We start from the raw sequence: 20,180 nt of genomic DNA, 5'->3' as shown, positions 1-20,180 counted from the left end.
TTGCTAAAGGGGCAAGCAAGATGGAAGGCTTTTTTGTAACTTTGCAGCCATGAAAAAGTATGTCGACGTTATAGTACCTTTGCCCATTGCGGGACAATATACATACGCCCTTCCGCCGGAATGGGAAACAGAAGTGCGGATGGGATGCAGGGTTGTCGTCCCTTTCGGGAAAAAGAAATACTATACGGCTATCGTAACACGGGTACACGACACTCCGCCTGAGGCATACGAAACGAAAGAGGTGTCTGAAATACTGGACAAGCAACCGGCTTTGCTGGAACATCAGTATGCTTTCTGGCAATGGCTGGCAGATTACTATCTGTGTACGCTGGGCGACGTGTATAAAGCTGCCATGCCTTCGGGGATGAAATTAGAGAGCGAAACGCTGGTAGTATATAACCCGGACTTCGAAGCCGCCGAGCCGTTGTCCGAAAAGGAGCAGCGCGTATTGGACTTGCTGAGTGCCGACCCGGAACAATGCGTCACGCAGTTGGAAAAAGCGAGTGGCATCAAACATTTGTTGCCGGTCATCAAATCGCTGTTAGACAAAGAAGCCATCCACGTAAAGGAAGAGCTGAAGCGGGTGTACAAGCCACGCACCGAAGCGCGCGTACGGCTGACCGATGCCATGAGCAGCGAACGGAACCTGCGTTTCCAGTTCGACCTGCTTGCCCGTGCTCCCAAACAGTTGGCGCTGCTGATGAAATACATCGAACTTTCCGGTTGGACACAGCCGGGGAATCCCCCCAAAGAGGTTACACGTAAGGCACTGCTCGATGCGGCAGGGGCTTCTTCGGCAGCGCTGAATGAGCTGATTGCCAAAAAAGTATTCGAGGTTTATTTCCAAGAAATAGGCAGACTGACCCAAAGCAACGTCGATACCCTCCCGCTGAACACGTTAAGCCCTGCCCAGCAACAGGCTTATACGGGCATCTTAAACTGTTTCCGCGAAAAAAACGTCTGCTTGCTTCACGGAGTCACAGCGAGCGGCAAGACGGAGATATACATCCATCTTATCAACCAAACTATAAAGACCGGCAAGCAAGTTCTTTATTTACTTCCCGAAATAGCCCTGACCACCCAGATAACCGAGCGTCTGAAGCGTGTTTTCGGGAATCGTTTGGGCATTTACCATTCGAAGTTCCCCGATGCCGAACGGGTGGAAATATGGCGCAAACAGCTTTCCGAGCATGATTACGACGTGATATTGGGTGTGCGTTCTTCGGTATTCCTACCTTTCCGGCGGTTAGGTCTGGTTATCGTAGACGAGGAGCATGAGAATACGTACAAGCAGCAAGAGCCTGCCCCGCGCTATCATGCCCGCAACGCTGCCATCATGCTTGCCTCCATGTTCGGCGCAAAGACCTTGCTGGGTACGGCTACGCCAAGCATCGAAACCTATTATAACGCCACACATGGCAAATACGGTTTGGTAACATTAACCGAACGCCATCAGAACATCCGGCTTCCGCACATCGAATTAGTCGATATCAAAGAGCTGGCACGGAAGAAATACATGACGGCACAATTCTCGCCGCTGCTTCTGCAAAAGGTTCGCGAAGCCCTTGAAAACAAAGAGCAGGTCATTCTGTTCCAGAACCGGCGCGGATTTGCCCCGATGATAGAATGCCGGATATGCGGATGGGTTCCTCGCTGTAAGAATTGCGATGTCAGCCTGACTTATCACAAAGGATTAAACCAACTGACATGTCATTACTGCGGATACACTTACCAAGTGCCGAAATCGTGTCCGGCGTGTGGCGGTACGGAGTTAATGAACCGGGGATTCGGCACGGAAAAGATTGAAGACGATATTAAAACGCTTTTCCCTGAAGCACGGGTGGCACGTATGGACTTAGACACTACACGGACGCGAACCGCATACGAAAAAATAATAGCCGATTTCGAAGAGGGAAAGACCGACATATTAATCGGTACGCAAATGGTTTCGAAGGGATTGGATTTCGACCGCGTTAGTGTGGTGGGGATTCTGAATGCCGACTCGATGCTGAATTATCCGGATTTCCGTTCATACGAACGTGCCTTCCAACTGATGGCACAGGTGGCAGGCAGGGCGGGAAGAAAAAACAAGCAGGGGCTGGTGATACTGCAAACCAAGTCGCCCGACTTGCCGCTGATTCGTCAAGTCATAGCAAACGATTACAACCGGCTTTATCAAGACCAGTTGGCGGAACGCAGTTTATTCAAATATCCTCCGTTCTACCGGCTGATATATGTTTATCTGAAACACCGCAAAGAGGATGTCCTTGACCAAGCCGCCGACCTGATGGCGACTTACCTCCGAAGCGGATTAGGAGAACGAATCCTCGGTCCGGACAAACCGCCCGTAGCGCGTGTGCAGACATTGTATATAAAGAAAATAGTGATAAAAATCGAACAAACCGTGTCGATGAAGAAAGTACGCTCGTACTTGGTTCAGGTACAACGTTCGGTAATCGAAGACGAACGTTTCCGCTCGCTTGTGGTGTATTACGACGTCGACCCGATGTAACACAAATAAACTAACATCCCATTATGAAAATAGAATTAGATGTACATACGCATACCATAGCCAGCGGACATGCTTTCAGCACGCTGCAAGAAATGGCTCATGCCGCTGCCGAAAAAGGGTTGAAAGTGTTGGGTATTACCGAACATTCTCCCGGAATACCCGGCTCGTGCGACCCGATTTATTTCCGCAACCTCCATGTTGTTCCACGGCAAATGTACGGAATCGAACTTTTGTTGGGCGCGGAGATAAACATACTCGACGGAGAAGGAAACCTTGACATGGACGAATATTACTTGAGAATGCTCGACTTACGCATTGCCGGAATCCACTCGCTTTGCTACAAGCAGGGTACGCCGGAAGAAAACACTCACGGCATGATACAAGTTATCTCAAACCCTTATATCCATATCATCAGCCATCCGGGTGACGGTACTGCCAAACTGAATTTCGAACCGATTGTCTTGGCTTCGAAAGCTCATCGGACATTACTCGAAATCAATAACAGCTCGCTGAAACCTTGCCGGCATAAGGCAGACGCAAGGGCAAACAATCTGGAAATCCTCCGCCTGTGCAAGCAGTACGAAGTGCCTGTCATTTTAGGAAGCGATGCCCATATCTCGTTCGATATTGCCACTTACGACTATGCTTTAGAGCTGGTAGCCGAAACCGATTTTCCGGAAGCGTTAATCATGAATACCAGTGTAGAAAAATTTAAAAACTATTTGTTTTAGCCCATGAAGAAAATACTCTTTGTCTGCTTAGGCAATATTTGCCGCTCGTCTGCGGCTGAAGAAATCATGCGTACTTACATTCGTCGCGAAGGACTGGAAAACGAAATCAAAGTCGACTCGGCAGGTATCAGCGGTTACCATCAGGGCGAACATGCCGATGAGCGGATGCGTGCCCACGCCCGGCGTCGCGGCTATCATATCACCCACCGTTCGCGTCCGGTTTGTACGGCTGACTTCTATGACTTCGACCTGATTTTAGGTATGGATGACGGAAATATTGATGCTCTCCACGACAAAGCCCCTACGGTGGAATCGGAACAGAAGATAGTGCGTATGACTGATTTTTGTCGGACAAAAGTAGTCGACCACGTCCCCGACCCTTACTACGGAGGTGCGCAAGGCTTTGAGAATGTGCTCGATATCTTAGAAGATGCCTGCGCTGGTTTGTTAAACTCGTATATGGAATCCGACAAACAGATTTGGAGATAAACAACCCCTGAAAACGCTACCGCATGTTTTAGGGAAAACTAACCGAAGAATTGATTAAAACATCGGCTTGTGTTCCTTAAAACATGCGGTAGCGTTTTCAGGCAAATCATACTGCCCTCCAATGCCTTTCCGTTACTTCTTCAGTTCCGGATAGCTGATGCGCGTATGATACATGGTTTTCAGCTTTTCTTTGAATACAGCCTTTACCGTGGCAATGTCTTTAAACGTGATGGGACATTCTTTAAAATATCCTTCCTGCACCTGACTGTCGATTATCTTTTCAACCAATGCCGAAATGCTTTCTTCCGTATATTGAGGCAAGCTGCGCGAAGCTGCTTCTACCGAATCGGCCATCATCAGAATAGCCTGTTCCTTCGTAAACGGATTCGGTCCCGGATAACGAAACATTTCTTTATCTACCTCCTCACCCGGATGTGCATTCTGATAAGAGATATAAAAGTATTTCGTAAGGCCTTTTCCGTGATGGGTACTTATAAAATCTTTTATCACTTGCGGCAGGTTGTATTTGTCTGCCAATTTCAAGCCATCGGTTACGTGGCTGATAACGATTTGAGCACTCTGCCTAAAGTCTAACTGGTCATGCGGATTAACTCCCGACTGATTTTCGGTAAAGAAAGCCGGATTCAGCATTTTACCGATATCGTGATACATCGCCCCCGTACGAACCAACTGACTGTTTGCATCAATACGATTAGCAGCAGCAGCGGTGAGGTTTGCCAACTGCAGCGAGTGTTGGAATGTTCCCGGAGCAACTTCCGACATCTGTCTCATCAGTTTGTTATTAATGTTAGACAGTTCAACCAATGTAACATTTGAAGTAAAACCGAATGTCTTTTCCAAAATAAACAGCAGCGGATAAGTAAACAGCAACAAAATGCCATTGACTACAAAATGAAGGTATATATGCGTACTAAGCTGGGCTATTTTGCTGACATGAATCAAATCGAGTGCAAAATAAAGCAAAGAATAAGAACATGTTACAAACAGTGCGCACTGAAATAGCTGGGAACGCTGAGACAATTCACGCAAACTATATATACCCGCCATACCTGCCACCGTTTGCAGCAATATAAACTCATGAGGGGTACGCAGCGAGATGGAACAAAGCAAAATAGCTATCACGTGTGCCATAAATGCCGTTCGCGAATCAAGGAAAATGCGGATAATCATAGGTATCATGGCAAACGGAACGATATAGACACTCAATATAGCATGTTCGACCATGATAGAAGACAATACGGGGAAAGCTACAATAATAATAAATAACAGCGTAATACACCCCCGCTTATCGTAATAATCGCGACGGAACAACTCCAAATAAGTCATGAAACAAAAAATAAGAATCGCCACAAACAGCGTTTGCCCGAACAAAGTCAACCGTTTTTCGGCCACGGTTTCGCTTCGTTTTCCCCATTCTTTTTCCAGTGACTTCAGGATATTATAAGTATGCTGGTCGATTATCTCGCCCCTGTCGATTATCTTCTGACCGTTCATCACAAAACCGTTTGCCCAAGACAATTCACTCAACAGGTCTCGTTTCGCAGACTCCGACCGTTCGGCATCGTAAATCAAATTGGGGGTAATGTAATTATTCAGATTACAACGCTGCAACAAAGCCTTGTCGTAATGAACCGTATCCGCATTGACAAGCATTTCGTATGCCCGCTTAAAAGTATAAAGCGCTTTCACTTCAGTTTGGTTCGATGTATTTTTATCAACCATCTGAATGTGATTCAAACTGTCTTTCTGTATTTGCTCCAAATCATTGGGAGCAATAACTCCCGCTTCGTAAATCACCCGAAGCAGACGCTCGATGTGATGGCTATAGGCTGCGACCGGAATAATGTGGTTCAGGTTTCGAGCATAATCATCTTTGAATTTCCGGATCATTTGCTCGCCTATATTCTTATCAAGCCGATAATAAGGAGCGTAATTACGCATAATACTGTCTTGCTCCTTCACCATCTCCCCATCATCTTTATAGATAGGGAAATCGAAAGATGCCTGTAACAGTCCATACTTCCACGGCTTGTTTATTTCGAAGACATAATTAAATTTGCCTTCCCTCGGTAAAAAATAAACGATGACAAGCACCGTTGCGAGGAATATCAGACCTTTATACAGCAGTTCTTTTAATGACAACTGCCTTTTCATTTGAAAGTTTTTCATAACCCAATCGTATTTGGGCTGCAAAATAAGAAAAAAAGTAGAATAATAATGCTCAGAGCCTGTTTAAATTTTCCGATTAAGTATTTTTATCCGCCTCTTTTTGAGTTTGTTTCCGGTCTGTTTCCCCGTTTTCACTCATCAGATGGCCCGCTGTCCTCCTCGTAAAAACTGAAAAACATCCTCGAATACAAGTCTCAAACGCAGGCAGAGCAAAATTTAAACAGGCTCTTATTCTACTTTTATTTTCTCTTTATGTTTTGCCGAAAAAGAAACCAATTTCTTATTTCGCTTCCGGCGTTTTCTTTACAGACAGTATTTCGCTGTATTGCTTTCCATCCTTTAATACGCTGATGGCTTTCTCCAAATCTTCATCGTCTTTCAGGCGCTCCATCGCCGCACCGCGCTGATAGAAATAACGGGTTACGATTTCTTGGGCAATATACGTCTTTATCTGTTTCGAGAAGTAATCCAAATCGCGGTCAAGGTTATGGTTCAGTTTCTTCTCCAATGCCTTGAATTCTTCGGAAGCACCCTCCATGTATCCTTCAAACTCTGCCACTTCTTTCAGGCTCTTCAGCATTTTCTCACTCTGGCGGTCGTACGTAAAATCGCGCGATTTAACCAACTCCTTAAAGGCACGGTAGTCTTCGTCTGTCAACTTAAACGATTCTACCGACTCCATCGTAGGATGATCCCAGCAATACTGCGTGGCATAATCGAAGATAATGTCCTCGTTCATCAGGTAGAACACAATGTTCGGGATGCGGTCGCCCTTTACTTCTATATCCGGACGAATACCTCCCCCGTCGCGTACCTCACGACCGGCTGCCGTATGAAATACGTTCGTCAGACTGTCGGGTGTACGTGCCACTGAGCCGTCGGCGTTCTTCTTCGCATAATCAATCGCCTGAATGCAACGCCCGCTCGGTATATAATATTTCGAGGTGGTAACTTTCAGCGTACCGTTATAGGGCAGCGGGCGTATGGTTTGTACCAACCCTTTCCCGTACGTGCGCGTACCTATTATTACGGCACGGTCTAAGTCCTGCAACGAGCCGCTCACAATTTCCGATGCCGATGCCGACCCTCCGTTTACCAAAACCGCCAAAGGTATTTTGGTGTCAATCGGTTCGTTTTCGGTCTTATATGAACCTTGCGCCTGCTTCAGCTTTCCTTTCGTCACCACAATCTCCTGCCCTTTCGGTACGAAAAAGTTTACGATGTCTATCGCTTCCGACAGCGAGCCGCCGCCGTTATCCCTTAAATCCAGAATCAACGCCTTCGCTCCTTTTTGCTTCAGTTCGATAAATGCCTTCTTGAAATCTTTCGAGCAGTTCTCTGTAAAGCTGGAAAGAGCCAGATACCCGATGCTGTCGCGCACCATTCCGTAGTAAGGCACCGGATTGGTACGGATACTCTTACGGGTTATTTTAAACTCAAGTATCGTGCTGTCGTTTTTCAGCGGACGCATTACCTTCAGGATGAACGACGTGCCCGGTTCGCCGCGCAACGCCTGACTCACCTTTTCTGAAAAGTCTTGCGGTTTCATATCCCCACGTACCATCTCCTTTCCTCCCACGGCAAGAATGATATCGCCCGCCTTTACGCCTGCCTCGGCAGCCGGCATCCCCTCCGTAGGCTCGATGACAGCAATGCGGTCTTTCGCCTCGTAATAACGTATGGCTGCGCCAATGCCTCCGTATTTTCCGGTGGTCAACTCTTTCACGCTGCTCATTTCCTCCTCAGGATAATACTCGGTATACGGGTCGGTCAGTGCCAGCATCCCCCTCACACCGTTCTGAATCATCTTTTCGGCGTCAATCGTGTCTACGTAAAACATATCCAGTTCTTTGAAGATTGAATTAAACAAATCCAAGTTCTTTGCTATCTGGAAATTCCGGTCGTCTTCCTTAAAACTGATAACGCCGATGCCTACCAGCACAATCAATGCACCTGCCAATATTTTTTTCATATACATAGTTATATCATAAATTTCAAACTGCAAAGAAAAACATTATTCCGTTTATCCTCGCAAAACTCGCTTAATATTTAACTTAATTTCGCCCCATCCGTGTAAATTTATCGCCTTTTTATTCTGCCGATATCGGGGAAATAGCGGGCGCGCTGACGGATAAATTGTAATATATTGTTTTTCAGGGCAATACACAACACCGGAAACAACAAAAAAATCTATTCGGAAGACTGCCTTGTTCTATGGGTAGAACCGAGTAACTTATCCGCATAAAACACCTGACACTAACGGTAGCATTTTTACAAGCAGTTTACAGCCTTGTTTCTGGCACAGACAGCCAACAAAAGACCGTAAATAATCCGGTAAAAAGGCTAAATCATACTTCATAAAAACAACCTTACAGCGAAAAATAATGAATAATTGAATATTTTTTTCGCAAAGATATTGCATATTTCAAAATAACCTGCTACCTTTGCCACGCAATTCGGAAAAACCTTCTTCAGTAGCTCAGTCGGTTAGAGCATCTGACTGTTAATCAGAGGGTCGTTGGTTCAAGTCCAACCTGAAGAGCCGATAAGCCGGATTGCGAAATTCTTCAGTAGCTCAGTCGGTTAGAGCATCTGACTGTTAATCAGAGGGTCGTTGGTTCAAGTCCAACCTGAAGAGCTTCATTGAACATAACTTATTACTTTCTTCAGTAGCTCAGTCGGTTAGAGCATCTGACTGTTAATCAGAGGGTCGTTGGTTCAAGTCCAACCTGAAGAGCAAAATAAAAGCTGTTTCAAGTAGATTGAAGCAGCTTTTTTCGTATGGAATATTTCAGGGAAACATGAGACAGATTCATCCGCTTAATATCCTTTGGGGTTAAAGCGATAAAGTACCGTTTGGTCCGTATCGGCGGCATATCCTATAAGCAATCCCTCCGAATCGAAACGCAGGGAACTGATTCTTTTGCCTAATAAATAACTCTCCCTACATTCACCTTGAACATCATAGACTTCTATTATATTTCCACTCTCCATTCCGTCATCCGACTTTAAACAATAGAAGAAACCATTATGAGGTGCTACGTCCAAATAATACTGCATCAGGTAATTGTAATCCTGTATATCTGCCTGATTAGTATGACTTCCCATCGCAAACAAAGGATATATACGGTAATCTTTGATGGAATAATACTCCAACCTGTCCATGTATTTATAGGCAACTATCAAAGTCGTATCGCATACGCACTGAATAAAATCGAACGGCGTATACGAATACTCTTCCGTCCGATTGGGATTTTTGAAAGAACTTTTCACCTTCCCTACTTTCAAATCCGATATATCCCATGTCGACGAAACAGCATCGTCTACTTTCATCAAATAATTATCAGAATCTATCTGTGTAATGTAAGTAAAAGGACGACACAAACCTTCTTCATCATTATACAGCGATAAACGGGAAGCTACACGGAGCGTGTCTTTATCTGTGTCAAACAAAAGTGCCTTACGCCCCATAATATCGTATAAAAGCAACCGGTTATTTCGCGCTTCACCTGCATTAAGCGTAATAAATTCATCCGGTCCTTGTCCTATTTTCCCAAAATCGAAGCGTTTCATACATTCAGGATAGCTATAAACTGAAAGAAAGCCATCCTGCATACCGGACGTAACAAAGCAAACACTGTTTCCGTTTATGCTCCATGAAAGCAAATTAAAGGGCTGGTTTATAACAAGAGAATCCACCACCTGCAAATGAACTGCCTTCGGAATATTCCGTTCTTTCCATATAATTTCAGCTTGTTTATCTCTTGTAGTACATCCCACGGCAAACAATAACAAAATAAAAAATGATAATGTGCGTAATTTCATAAATTAATTATTTAATTTCCAAAAGAAAGGTCACTTGTTTCAGGGCAACCGCATCAAAATTTTATTAGCAGCCTAACTTGCTGATAACCCAATATTATATTTTATAATATTTGACAAGATACACTAAAGACAAACGTTGATTATCAGCATATTGACATTTTGATGCGGTTGCCCTGTCACTTGTTTGTAACCTTTCTTTTCTAATCTTTCATTAATCACTACCGACAATGCCCTTCACTTGTATTAGGGGCTTTTGACACCCATACTTGACAACAATCATAGGCTCCCCCCGATTTGTTTGTAAATGCAGTATAGCCATTTTTATAGTCACAATCAGAACCTTCATTACGAGCCAATGCTTCTATAATTGGCTAACATAAGATCTGACATACCTTCATGTGAATTAACCTTAGTCTTAATCAGACTATACCCTATTGCCACAACAACAAAAGAAATAAAAATAATCTTTAACGGTTTCATGATCATAAAATATTTTTAGTTATAAAAACAAATGTACAATATTTTATATATACAAAAAACTGCTTTAGAAACGTTGCTAATATAAACTTTATTTAATACTCTTATATTCCAAAGCAATACAAATTTTGGTCAAATTATAAAAAATGCAAAAAAACAAATTACAACAGCAAGAAGTCTGACATTTTATATATTTGCGTGAAATAAAAAATAAACCATCATGAAAAACATATTTAAAATAATGTTAACTATCGCCCTCGTGGTTGTTGCTATTTATAATGTTTATATTACCCAACAGAAAGTAGAAAAATCAGATTTAGTATTAGCCAATATAGAAGCATTGGCTGGTTATGAGTCTGGAAAAAACTATGGTCCTGCCGATGAAGTAAGATGCGCTGGTGGACAGCATAAAAAAATTTGTTTGTGCAAGCCCGGATATCCAGAATGTACAGAAACCGATTGCTATTAATTTTTTACTCGAATGCTCTTTTCAAGCAGAAATACAATACACGCATTTTTAATTGCCATTCTAATCTTGGCAACCTCATGCATTAATAAGAAACAGGTATCTCAAAATTATATTTGTACTTCTGGGATACCTATTATTGATACTCTCTTGATTTCAAGCGAAAGTGGAAATTCTGAATTAATGGATTATGATGCATCTACAACTGATTTCATCATATTAAAAGAAGATGACAATACGATGTTTGCAGACATCAATCAAATAATAGATGCATTTGATAAATATTTTATTGTTGATTCATACGGAAGTCGTAGAGTCGTTTCGTTTGATCATAGTGGACATCCATTTGCATCTTACGGGAAACATGGGAATGGGCCCGGAGAATATATTTACCCATGGGATGTGGACGTAAACGCCCAATACGTATATATTTTAGATATATCCCAACGAAAATTACTTAGATACAACCACAAAGGAGATTATATTGACAGTCAAAATGTTCCATTTGACAGTAAAGGATTTGCTCTCTTAAAGAACAATAAGATATTATTTAAACTCGAACCCTCGAAAGAAATGAATTACCAACTCTGTGTGACAGACTCAGCATTGAATCCATTGAGTTATATGTTACATTATCCCGATGGCTATATTGGCGGATGGGTAACTGACGCTGTTTTTCAAAAAAACGATAAAGGGATATCTTATTATTGTTCTCCTGCAGACACTATATATCGTTTAGACTACGATGGCAACCTAATAGGCAAACGTTTGCTAAATTTTAAAAATGGGACAATTCATACATCCGCTAAAATAAATTTCATCGATGCAGAACAACAAGGAAAACTTACAAGTGGAATGCATCTATTGAATAATCCGGTAGAACTGTCAAATGGAACGTGTTTCATGGAAGTTACCGATTATACGAATAAAGGAACGTATGTAATAATGTTAAACCCTGCCAATGGTACACATAGTGCGAAAAAATTTGCAGATAAGATGTCTATATACGACGTGATAGTTCCTTGTGTATCAAGCGGTAATCAGATTATAAGTTATTTAGACCGAATAATAGCTGACAAATGCTATAATTTCGACATGATGCCGGATAGCTTAATCAAAGCATTAAACGAAGGAAACAGATTATTGGTTATACACAACATTCATTAAATCAATATGAACAAAGTTATATCTATTTTAATTTTCGCGGCTTTCATATTAACGTTTACAGGATGTAAAAAGAAAAGAAACAATAATGTGATATATGATACTATAGGACGAAAAATAGAAATGAATATACATAAATGTCATTCAACACAATTCACTATACTTCGCTATATTGATAATCCTTCATGTACCTCATGCCAGCTAAAATTAGGAGAATGGAAAATCTATCATAAAAAATTAAAGAAAAAATTCGGAGACAAAGTAAACTTATTCTTTCTGTGTGAGACAAAAAATATAAAAGATGCTAGATTCCTTTTTGAAATCTACGGATTTGACGACATGGCGGTAGTAGACTCTTCAATAAATTTTTATGATACCTATAAGCTAAATCCTATATTAGGCAAGGATGTTGTATTTCTATTAGACTCAACTAATACTATTTTATCTATAGGAAACCCGAATGACAACTTAAAGATTGATTCATTATTTACAAGTCTTATGCTTGGGAATTTCTCAAAAAACAAATAAAATATAGTTATACCAAACTAACTTTCTCATATTTACATATAAAGGCTACGCCACTCATATCAAATTAATCTATAAAATAAAACAAACTATATCTTTTAATATTTATTCATCCATAAGTTGGAAGCACCTCATTTCTCCTAACAAAATCATACTAAGATTTAAATAGGTTCTAAGCTACACCTAAGAACATTTTCTCTCAATAAAGATGACTAATGACCGAATTCTTGAGTTTTTAAACTCATAAATTCAATATTATCAGATTTCTCTGTAACTTTGCAACTCATTTTTCGTTGTACAACTACAAAACAGAATGGGACTATTTATACGAAAAAGCATTGAGGCGCTTCAGATAGAGGCGGGAGAAACAGGAAACAAAACGCTGAAACGTGTGTTGGGGCCGGTTAGTCTGGTGGCTTTAGGAGTAGGCGTAATCATCGGAGCGGGATTGTTTTCCATCACCGGAACCGTGGCGGCCGCTTATACCGGACCTGCCATTACACTGTCGTTCATCATTGCAGCCATCGGTTGTTGCTTTGCCGGACTGTGTTACGCCGAATTTGCATCGATGATTCCGGTGGCAGGAAGTGCATACACCTACTCATACGCCACGATGGGCGAACTGATAGCTTGGATTATCGGGTGGGACTTGGTATTGGAATACACCGTTGCCGCCACTACCGTAAGCATCAGTTGGAGCCGTTACTTGGTGGTATTCTTACAGGGAGTGGGCATCGAACTGCCTCACGCACTGACGGCATGTCCGTGGGACGGCGGCATCATCAACATTCCGGCAATGGTAATCGTGGTGCTGATGAGCCTCATCCTGATGCGCGGAACGGCAGGGAGCTCGTTCTTCAACGGGCTGATTGTTTTCTTAAAGGTATCTGTAATCCTTATCTTTGTGATTTTGGGATGGAAATTCATCCAAGCCGAGAACTACGTGCCTTACATTCCGCAAAACACCGGACACTTGGGGGAATTTGGCTTTTCGGGTATCCTGCGCGGTGCGGCAATCGTATTCTTTGCATTCTTAGGCTTCGACGCCGTAAGTACGGCGGCACAAGAAACCAAGAATCCCAAACGGGATATGCCCATCGGCATCTTGGTTTCGCTCTTGGTATGTACGGTGTTATACATATTGTTTGCCCATGTAATGACCGGAGTGGCTCATTATACGGATTTCTCCGGGCAGGTGGGTATCGCCCCCGTAGCGGTAGCCATCGAAAAGATGGGTACTCCGGATGCTTCGGGCATCATCCAGCCGGCTTATCCGTGGCTGAACAAGGCAATCATCTTGGCTATTCTTTTCGGCTACTGCTCGGTTATCATCGTAACGCTTTTAGGACAGAGCCGCGTTTTCCTCAGCATGAGTCGCGACGGACTGCTTCCCCCATTCTTCTCACGAATCAACGAACGCTTCCGCACACCGCTACACAGCAACTGCCTCTTCATGGTGGTAGTCAGTCTGCTTGCCGGATTCGTCCCCGCTCAAGTGGCAGGCGAAATGACCAGTATCGGTACGCTGCTCGCCTTTACGCTGGTTTGTGCCGCAGTATTGGTGGTACGCAAAACGATGCCCAACGTACATCGGGCTTTCAAGACTCCGTTCGTTCCGTTAATCCCCATTTTGGGAATCCTGACCTGCTTATGTATGATGTGTTTCCTTCCTGCCGATACATGGATACGCCTCGTGTTATGGATGCTCATCGGACTGGATATATACGCCGGCTACGGCATCAAGCACAGTAAACTTGAACCGCATCAGGCGCACCGGAAAGGAGACATGGTATTAAATATATTAGGGCTGGTACTTGCCGTATTAAGTATTATCACCGGATTATGGCATCAGCAAACCGTAGGGTGGGAAGAAGACAAGACCCTGCTTACCATCTCGTTTGTGTTTGCCTTTACCCACTGTGCATACTATATGTGGCGAATCTGGAAACACACTCAGGCACATACCTGATTTTCTTAAAAGAAGTTATAAAATAAAATTAGCAACAAAAAACGAAAATTCAACTACCGATAAGTCTTGAAAAAGCTGTTATTTTACAGCAATTTATGTTTTTATGGATAAGAAGATATTATATGTCGCCATCCGTGCAGCCATTGAAGCCGGAGCGAAAATCATGGAAGTGTATACCGATCCTGACGCGGATTTTGAAATAGAGAAAAAGGCCGACAATTCACCGCTAACGATTGCCGACCGTAAATCGCACGAGGTCATATCATCCTTCCTAAAAGAAACACCCTACCCGATACTGAGCGAGGAGGGAAGGAAAATAGCAACCGAGGAACGGAGAAGCTGGAACGAACTGTGGGTGGTAGACCCGCTGGATGGAACCAAAGAATTTATAAAACGTAACGGAGAGTTTACCGTAAACATTGCATACGTACGGAACGGATATCCGGAAGCGGGCGTGATTTACATTCCGGTAAAACAAGAGCTTTACTTCGGCGACTGCGATACAGGTGCTTATAAAGTAAACGGAATTGCGCAAGCAGCCCCTGACGGAACAGTGGAAGCACTCATGGAAAAAGGTTGCCGACTGCCTTATGAAGATAAGCATGAGGGATTCGTGGTGGTGGCATCGCGCTCTCATCTTACTCCGGAAACGGAAGCATACATCGAACAGATGAAGCAGCAACATGCACAGGTAACTACCGTATCGAGCGGCAGTTCGCTGAAACTTTGTCTGGTGGCAGAAGGGAAAGCCGATGTATATCCTCGCTTTGCTCCTACGATGGAATGGGACACGGCTGCAGGACACGCCATCGTACGCGCAACAGGAGGAGAAGTCTATCAAGCAGAAGAAAAGGCTCCTTTACGTTACAATAAAGAAGATTTGTTAAATCCGTGGTTCATTGTCTTGCCTAAAGAGGGCGGACGTGAATAAGACTAAATTACATCAAGATATATGAACTTTGAAATACTTTTTGTATTACTTGGACTGGCAGGAATGTTGGCTGCGCTTATCATGGATAAGATGCGTCCGGGCATTGTCTTACTATCTGTGGTTGTGCTTTTTATGGTAGCCGGCATTATTTCTCCGAAGCAAATGGTTGCCGGATTCAGTAACCGGGGCATGATAACAGTGGCATTGCTGTTTCTGGTAAGCGAAGGAGTAAGACAAAGCGGCGCACTGACTACCATCGTAAAGAAATTGTTTCCCGATAAAACCACGACGGTAACCAAAGCCCAACTGCGCGTACTGCCTATCGTGAGTGCGTTTTCGGCATTCTTAAACAATACGCCCGTGGTGGTTATCTTTGCACCGATAATCAAGCATTGGTCTAAAAAGGTAGGACTTTCGTGTACCAAGTTCTTGATTCCGCTGTCGTATGCCACTATTTTGGGAGGGCTTTGTACGCTTATCGGAACATCGACCAATTTGGTGATTCACGGTATGATGATAGACCGGGGCTTCGAAGGATTAAAGATGTTTGATTTAGCCTATATCGGAATACCTATCACGATAGTGGGAATCCTTTTCATTATACTGACTTCGAAAAAGCTGTTGCCGGCGGAGCGTCCGGACAACTTTGAAGAAGAAGAGGCAGACGCAGCAATGGAAAGCGGACAACACATTGTAGAAGTAGTGCTTGCCTCACGGTTTCCGGGACTAAAGCGCAAACTGAAGAACTTCGACTTTAAGCGACGCTACGGCGCCGAAATCAAAGAGATACGTCAGGGAGGGCAGATTATCACGGAAAACCTCGGCGAAGTAAGACTGCAAGAAGGCGACACGCTGGTATTGCTGGCCGACGACGCTTTTACACGGGCATGGGGAGATTCGTCTGTATTCTTGATGATAACCAACGGAAAAGACATCCCTACACGCTTTGTGCCTGCATGGAAAAAATGGACGGCATTTGCGCTTCTCCTGATCATGATTATAGGAGCTACCATCGGCGAATTGCCTTTCACACAAGAACGTTTCCCCAATGTGAAGTTAGACATGTTCTTTTTCGCCTCGGTTACGGCAGTGGTAATGGCATGGCTTAAATTATTTCCGCCCAAGAAATATACGAAATACATCAGTTGGGATATCCTGATAACCATTGCCTGTGCATTTGCCATCAGCTCGGCAATGGAAGAATCGGGCTTGGCTGCACTGATTGCCGAGTTTATTAAAAACGTTTCAGGCTCTTTGGGCGCATGGGGAGCGCTTGCCCTACTCTACTTCGTTACGCTTATCATCACCGAGCTGATTACAAACAACGCGGCGGCGGCGCTGGCGTTTCCGCTGGCGTTAGAAACGGCAAGCAAATTCGGAGTAGACCCGATGCCGTTCTTCATTGCTATCTGTATCGCGGCTTCGGCAGGATTTGCCACACCCATCGGTTACCAGACCAACCTGATTGTGCAGGGAGCCGGAAATTATAAGTTTACCGACTTCATGAAAATAGGTATCCCGATGGACTTGATTGTTATGATATTGTCTATTATACTTATTCCTTTAATTTGGCCTTTCACGCCAACTGTATAAATTTATGGAACATATTTATCCGATATTTGATAAAATGCTTACCCGAGCCGACAAGGAAAACTTGTTGGGCCAGCGCGGACTGATGGTTTGGTTTACCGGCTTGAGTGGTTCGGGAAAAAGCACGATTGCCATCGCTTTGGAGCGCGAACTCCAGAAACGCGGGTTGCTGTGCCGTATTCTCGACGGTGACAACATCCGTAGCGGAATCAACAATAATTTAGGATTCTCGGAAGAAGACCGAATCGAAAACATACGCCGCATTGCGGAAGTAGGCAAACTGTTTGTCGATACAGGAATCATCACCATCGCCGCTTTTATCAGCCCGAACAATGCCTTGCGCGAAATGGCGGCAAACATCATCGGGAAGAACGATTTTATGGAAATCTATGTCAGCACGCCGCTCGAAGAGTGTGAACGGCGCGATGTCAAAGGGCTGTACGCCAAAGCGAGACGGGGAGAAATAAAAAACTTCACCGGCATCTCGGCTCCGTTTGAAGCTCCCGTTCATCCGGCACTTTCGATAGACACGTCGAAGCTGTCGGTTGAAGAATCCGTAGCAGAACTGTTGAAACTTATTTTACCTAAAATACGCATCAACGGAATACTCTGATAACCTGCATTTTATGACGCAGGATAAAACTGCGGTTTGCCCCGGAAAACACTACCGTTAGTGTTACCCGTTCCATGCGGTAGAGTTGACCATTTCTACCCATAGGACCTACCGGTTCATCCGCAAGAATTTTCAGCCCCTGAAAATAGGCTCAAAATTGCGTTATAACAAGCATTGCTATATATAAAGAAATAAAGAACAGAATAAATTCTTCATTAAAAAACAAGATATGATATGAAAGAAGAATACAGACTAAGCCACTTAAAAGAACTGGAGGCAGAATCCATCTACATCATCCGTGAGGTGGCTGCCGAATTTGAAAACCCGGTGATGCTTTACAGCATCGGCAAAGACTCCTCCGTAATGGTACGCTTGGCGGAAAAGGCCTTCGCTCCGGGAAAAGTTCCTTTCCCGCTGATGCACATCGACTCGAAGTGGAAGTTTAAAGAAATGATACAATTTCGCGACGAATATGCCAAGAAGTATGGGTGGAATCTGATTGTGGAAAGTAACATGGAGGCTTTCCGCGCCGGTGTAGGACCGTTTACGCACGGTAGCAAAGTACACACCGACTTGATGAAAACGCAAGCATTGCTTCATGCGTTAGACAAATACAAATTCGACGCCGCATTCGGAGGTGCACGCCGCGATGAAGAAAAATCGCGCGCCAAAGAACGTATCTTCTCATTCCGCAACGAGTTTCATCAATGGGACCCGAAGAATCAACGCCCGGAGCTGTGGGACATCTATAATACACGCATCCGCAAAGGAGAGAGCATTCGCGTATTCCCGCTGAGCAACTGGACGGAACTCGACATCTGGCAGTACATCCGCTTGGAGAATATCCCCATCGTCCCGCTGTATTTCGCAAAAGAACGTCCGGTGGTTAATATCGACGGACAGTTGATTATGCCCGATGATGACCGCCTGCCGGAAAAATACAAGGATAAAATAGAGATGAAGAAAATCCGTTTCCGCACATTGGGATGCTGGCCGCTGACGGGAGCCGTGGAAAGTGAAGCCGACACCATCGAAAAGATAGTAGAGGAAATGATGACTACTACCAAGAGCGAACGTACGACGCGCGTCATCGACTTTGACCAAGATGCGAGCATGGAACAAAAGAAACGTGAAGGATATTTTTAAACAAGGAAGTATGGAACATTTAGATAAAAACAAATCAGGGAATCCGATGGAAGGTGAAGAAAGAGGCACAATGTCTATCGAAGAATTTCTGAAGAAAGATGAACAGAAAGACTTGTTGCGTTTCCTCACTGCCGGTTCGGTAGACGATGGAAAATCAACCCTTATCGGGCGACTCTTATTCGACAGCAAGAAACTGTATGAAGACCAGCTCGACGCTTTGGAGCGCGACAGCAAACGGGTGGGCAACGCAGGCGAACACATTGACTATGCTTTGCTGCTCGACGGACTGAAGGCTGAACGGGAGCAAGGTATCACCATCGACGTGGCTTACCGTTATTTCTCGACCAACAACCGTAAGTTTATCATAGCCGATACTCCGGGACACGAACAATATACCCGTAACATGATTACCGGCGGCTCGACGGCAAACTTGGCAATCATCCTCGTCGACGCCCGCACGGGAGTTATCACGCAGACTCGCCGCCATACGTATCTGGTTTCTTTATTGGGAATCAAACACGTGGTATTGGCTGTCAACAAAATGGACTTGGTAGACTATTCGCAAGAGGTATTCGATAAAATCGTAGCCGAATATAAAGCCTTTGTCACTCCGTTGGGCATCCCCGACATACAGTGCATCCCGCTTTCTGCACTCGAAGGCGACAACGTGGTAGATAAATCTGAACGTACTCCGTGGTATCACGGCGTTTCGCTGCTGGAGTTCCTCGAAACGGTTCACATCGGCAACGACCATAACCTGACCGACTTCCGCTATCCGGTACAGTATGTATTGCGTCCGAATCTGGACTTCCGGGGTTTCTGCGGCAAAGTGGCTTCGGGAGTTGTACGCAAAGGTGATGAAGTGATGGCTTTGCCTTCGGGCAAGAAATCGCGGATAAAGAGCATCGTTACTTACGACGGCGAGCTGGATTATGCTTATCCGCCCATGTCGGTTACGCTGACGCTCGAAGACGAAATCGACGTGTCACGCGGTGAGATGCTGGTACATCCGGATAACGTCCCGATGATTGGACGTAACTTCGAAGCCATGCTGGTATGGATGGACGAGGAAAAGATGGACTTGGAGAAATCGTTCTTCCTGAAGCAGACCACCAACACCAGCCGTACACGCATCGACTCCATCAAATATAAAGTGGACATCAACACAATGGAACATCTGTCTGTTGAGAACGGACGACTGGCGAAAGAGGACGTGCCGATGCAACTGAATCAGATAGCCCGCGTGGTGTTGACTTCATCTAAGGAGTTATTCTTCGACCCATATACCCAAAACAAACCTACCGGAGCGTTTATCCTTATTGACCCGATTACCAACAATACCAGTGCCGTAGGTATGATTATCAATCGTGTAGAGGATAAAGACATGCACACGACGATGGAACTTCCGGTTTTAAACTTACCTAAATTAGGCATTGCTCCCGAACATTACGAAGCAATAGAAAAGGCGGTAAAAGACTTGGAACGTCAGGGTATTGCCATCGAAGTAAAGAAATAACCACGCAACTATCATTTTTTTCAACATTCAATTATC

At 44.1% G+C, this 20,180-nt stretch carries 15 protein-coding genes and 3 tRNA genes; 15 read left to right on the top strand and 3 right to left on the bottom strand.

Annotated features, from left to right (window positions below; translation table 11 throughout):
• Window positions 1-49: 49 nt before the first annotated feature.
• From priA to H9626_RS11790, 3 genes are read left to right on the top strand one after another with little or no spacing between them, the layout of a single operon-like run.
• Window positions 50-2,512, top strand: coding sequence for a replication restart helicase PriA (gene priA / locus H9626_RS11800; protein ID WP_191710578.1), 2,463 nt, complete (start codon window positions 50-52; stop codon window positions 2,510-2,512).
• Window positions 2,513-2,535: 23 nt separating this feature from the next.
• Complete coding sequence (locus H9626_RS11795) at window positions 2,536-3,243, top strand: phosphatase (RefSeq protein WP_178257120.1); 708 nt, start codon at window positions 2,536-2,538, stop codon at window positions 3,241-3,243.
• A gap of 3 nt (window positions 3,244-3,246) precedes the next feature.
• Window positions 3,247-3,732 (top strand): low molecular weight protein-tyrosine-phosphatase, encoded by a 486-nt coding sequence (locus H9626_RS11790; protein ID WP_191710577.1) that lies wholly within the window; start codon window positions 3,247-3,249, stop codon window positions 3,730-3,732.
• Between the two features lie 132 nt (window positions 3,733-3,864).
• On the opposite strand, the gene H9626_RS11785 is transcribed toward H9626_RS11790, so the two are convergent.
• Together H9626_RS11785 and H9626_RS11780 are read right to left on the bottom strand one after the other, a co-directional pair.
• Window positions 3,865-5,922 (bottom strand): HD family phosphohydrolase, encoded by a 2,058-nt coding sequence (locus H9626_RS11785; RefSeq protein WP_178257122.1) that lies wholly within the window; start codon window positions 5,920-5,922, stop codon window positions 3,865-3,867.
• 280 nt (window positions 5,923-6,202) lie between these two features.
• Window positions 6,203-7,900: a S41 family peptidase gene (locus H9626_RS11780; RefSeq protein WP_178257123.1), complete on the bottom strand. Its 1,698-nt coding sequence runs from the start codon at window positions 7,898-7,900 to the stop codon at window positions 6,203-6,205.
• 490 nt (window positions 7,901-8,390) lie between these two features.
• Between H9626_RS11780 and H9626_RS11775 the strand changes: the two genes are divergently transcribed.
• From H9626_RS11775 to H9626_RS11765, 3 genes are all read left to right on the top strand, one after another.
• Window positions 8,391-8,464 (top strand) — tRNA-Asn (locus tag H9626_RS11775).
• Between the two features lie 22 nt (window positions 8,465-8,486).
• Window positions 8,487-8,560, top strand: a tRNA-Asn gene (locus H9626_RS11770).
• A gap of 25 nt (window positions 8,561-8,585) precedes the next feature.
• Window positions 8,586-8,659, top strand: a tRNA-Asn gene (locus H9626_RS11765).
• An 83-nt stretch (window positions 8,660-8,742) separates the two neighbouring features.
• Here the strand turns inward: H9626_RS11765 and H9626_RS11760 are convergent.
• On the bottom strand, window positions 8,743-9,747 hold the full coding sequence (locus H9626_RS11760) for a TolB-like 6-bladed beta-propeller domain-containing protein (RefSeq protein WP_178256738.1): 1,005 nt from the start codon (window positions 9,745-9,747) through the stop codon (window positions 8,743-8,745).
• Between the two features lie 697 nt (window positions 9,748-10,444).
• On the opposite strand from H9626_RS11760, the gene H9626_RS11755 reads away from it, so the two are divergent.
• The 9 genes from H9626_RS11755 to cysN all read left to right on the top strand — a co-directional run bounded on the left by H9626_RS11755 (window position 10,445) and on the right by cysN (window position 20,144).
• Window positions 10,445-10,693: an NVEALA domain-containing protein gene (locus H9626_RS11755; protein ID WP_178256739.1), complete on the top strand. Its 249-nt coding sequence runs from the start codon at window positions 10,445-10,447 to the stop codon at window positions 10,691-10,693.
• 12 nt (window positions 10,694-10,705) lie between these two features.
• Window positions 10,706-11,857: a DUF4934 domain-containing protein gene (locus H9626_RS11750; protein ID WP_191710576.1), complete on the top strand. Its 1,152-nt coding sequence runs from the start codon at window positions 10,706-10,708 to the stop codon at window positions 11,855-11,857.
• Between the two features lie 6 nt (window positions 11,858-11,863).
• Window positions 11,864-12,382 carry a hypothetical protein gene (locus H9626_RS11745; protein WP_178256740.1) on the top strand — a complete coding sequence of 173 codons (519 nt, stop codon included), beginning with the start codon at window positions 11,864-11,866 and terminating at the stop codon, window positions 12,380-12,382.
• A gap of 310 nt (window positions 12,383-12,692) precedes the next feature.
• A complete protein-coding gene (locus H9626_RS11740; protein ID WP_191710575.1) occupies window positions 12,693-14,348 on the top strand; it encodes an amino acid permease in 1,656 nt (551 codons plus the stop codon).
• 103 nt (window positions 14,349-14,451) lie between these two features.
• A complete protein-coding gene (gene cysQ / locus H9626_RS11735; RefSeq protein WP_191710574.1) occupies window positions 14,452-15,279 on the top strand; it encodes a 3'(2'),5'-bisphosphate nucleotidase CysQ in 828 nt (275 codons plus the stop codon).
• A gap of 21 nt (window positions 15,280-15,300) precedes the next feature.
• A complete protein-coding gene (locus tag H9626_RS11730; RefSeq protein WP_178256743.1) occupies window positions 15,301-16,872 on the top strand; it encodes an SLC13 family permease in 1,572 nt (523 codons plus the stop codon).
• A gap of 4 nt (window positions 16,873-16,876) precedes the next feature.
• Complete coding sequence (cysC, locus tag H9626_RS11725; protein WP_191710573.1) at window positions 16,877-17,482, top strand: adenylyl-sulfate kinase; 606 nt, start codon at window positions 16,877-16,879, stop codon at window positions 17,480-17,482.
• 234 nt (window positions 17,483-17,716) lie between these two features.
• Complete coding sequence (gene cysD, locus H9626_RS11720) at window positions 17,717-18,628, top strand: sulfate adenylyltransferase subunit CysD (protein WP_178256745.1); 912 nt, start codon at window positions 17,717-17,719, stop codon at window positions 18,626-18,628.
• A gap of 10 nt (window positions 18,629-18,638) precedes the next feature.
• Window positions 18,639-20,144 (top strand): sulfate adenylyltransferase subunit CysN, encoded by a 1,506-nt coding sequence (gene cysN, locus H9626_RS11715; protein ID WP_191710572.1) that lies wholly within the window; start codon window positions 18,639-18,641, stop codon window positions 20,142-20,144.
• Window positions 20,145-20,180: the final 36 nt, after the last annotated feature.

Source organism: Phocaeicola faecium (assembly GCF_014837055.1).
Classification (GTDB): Bacteria; Bacteroidota; Bacteroidia; order Bacteroidales; family Bacteroidaceae; genus Phocaeicola; species Phocaeicola gallinarum.
This window is presented reverse-complemented; position numbering and strand designations above follow the sequence as displayed.

Bases quoted from the DNA above. Each gene is read 5' to 3' on its own strand.
- H9626_RS11790 (WP_191710577.1), top strand. From the start codon at position 3,247: ATGAAGAAAATACTCTTTGTCTGCTTAGGCAATATTTGCCGCTCGTCT.
- cysQ (WP_191710574.1), top strand. From the start codon at position 14,452: ATGGATAAGAAGATATTATATGTCGCCATCCGTGCAGCCATTGAAGCC.
- H9626_RS11780 (WP_178257123.1), bottom strand. From the start codon at position 7,900: ATGTATATGAAAAAAATATTGGCAGGTGCATTGATTGTGCTGGTAGGC.
- cysD (WP_178256745.1), top strand. From the start codon at position 17,717: ATGAAAGAAGAATACAGACTAAGCCACTTAAAAGAACTGGAGGCAGAA.
- cysN (WP_191710572.1), top strand. From the start codon at position 18,639: ATGGAACATTTAGATAAAAACAAATCAGGGAATCCGATGGAAGGTGAA.
- H9626_RS11730 (WP_178256743.1), top strand. From the start codon at position 15,301: ATGAACTTTGAAATACTTTTTGTATTACTTGGACTGGCAGGAATGTTG.
- H9626_RS11740 (WP_191710575.1), top strand. From the start codon at position 12,693: ATGGGACTATTTATACGAAAAAGCATTGAGGCGCTTCAGATAGAGGCG.
- H9626_RS11760 (WP_178256738.1), bottom strand. From the start codon at position 9,747: ATGAAATTACGCACATTATCATTTTTTATTTTGTTATTGTTTGCCGTG.
- H9626_RS11795 (WP_178257120.1), top strand. From the start codon at position 2,536: ATGAAAATAGAATTAGATGTACATACGCATACCATAGCCAGCGGACAT.
- H9626_RS11745 (WP_178256740.1), top strand. From the start codon at position 11,864: ATGAACAAAGTTATATCTATTTTAATTTTCGCGGCTTTCATATTAACG.
- H9626_RS11750 (WP_191710576.1), top strand. From the start codon at position 10,706: ATGCTCTTTTCAAGCAGAAATACAATACACGCATTTTTAATTGCCATT.
- H9626_RS11785 (WP_178257122.1), bottom strand. From the start codon at position 5,922: ATGAAAAACTTTCAAATGAAAAGGCAGTTGTCATTAAAAGAACTGCTG.
- priA (WP_191710578.1), top strand. From the start codon at position 50: ATGAAAAAGTATGTCGACGTTATAGTACCTTTGCCCATTGCGGGACAA.
- H9626_RS11755 (WP_178256739.1), top strand. From the start codon at position 10,445: ATGAAAAACATATTTAAAATAATGTTAACTATCGCCCTCGTGGTTGTT.
- cysC (WP_191710573.1), top strand. From the start codon at position 16,877: ATGGAACATATTTATCCGATATTTGATAAAATGCTTACCCGAGCCGAC.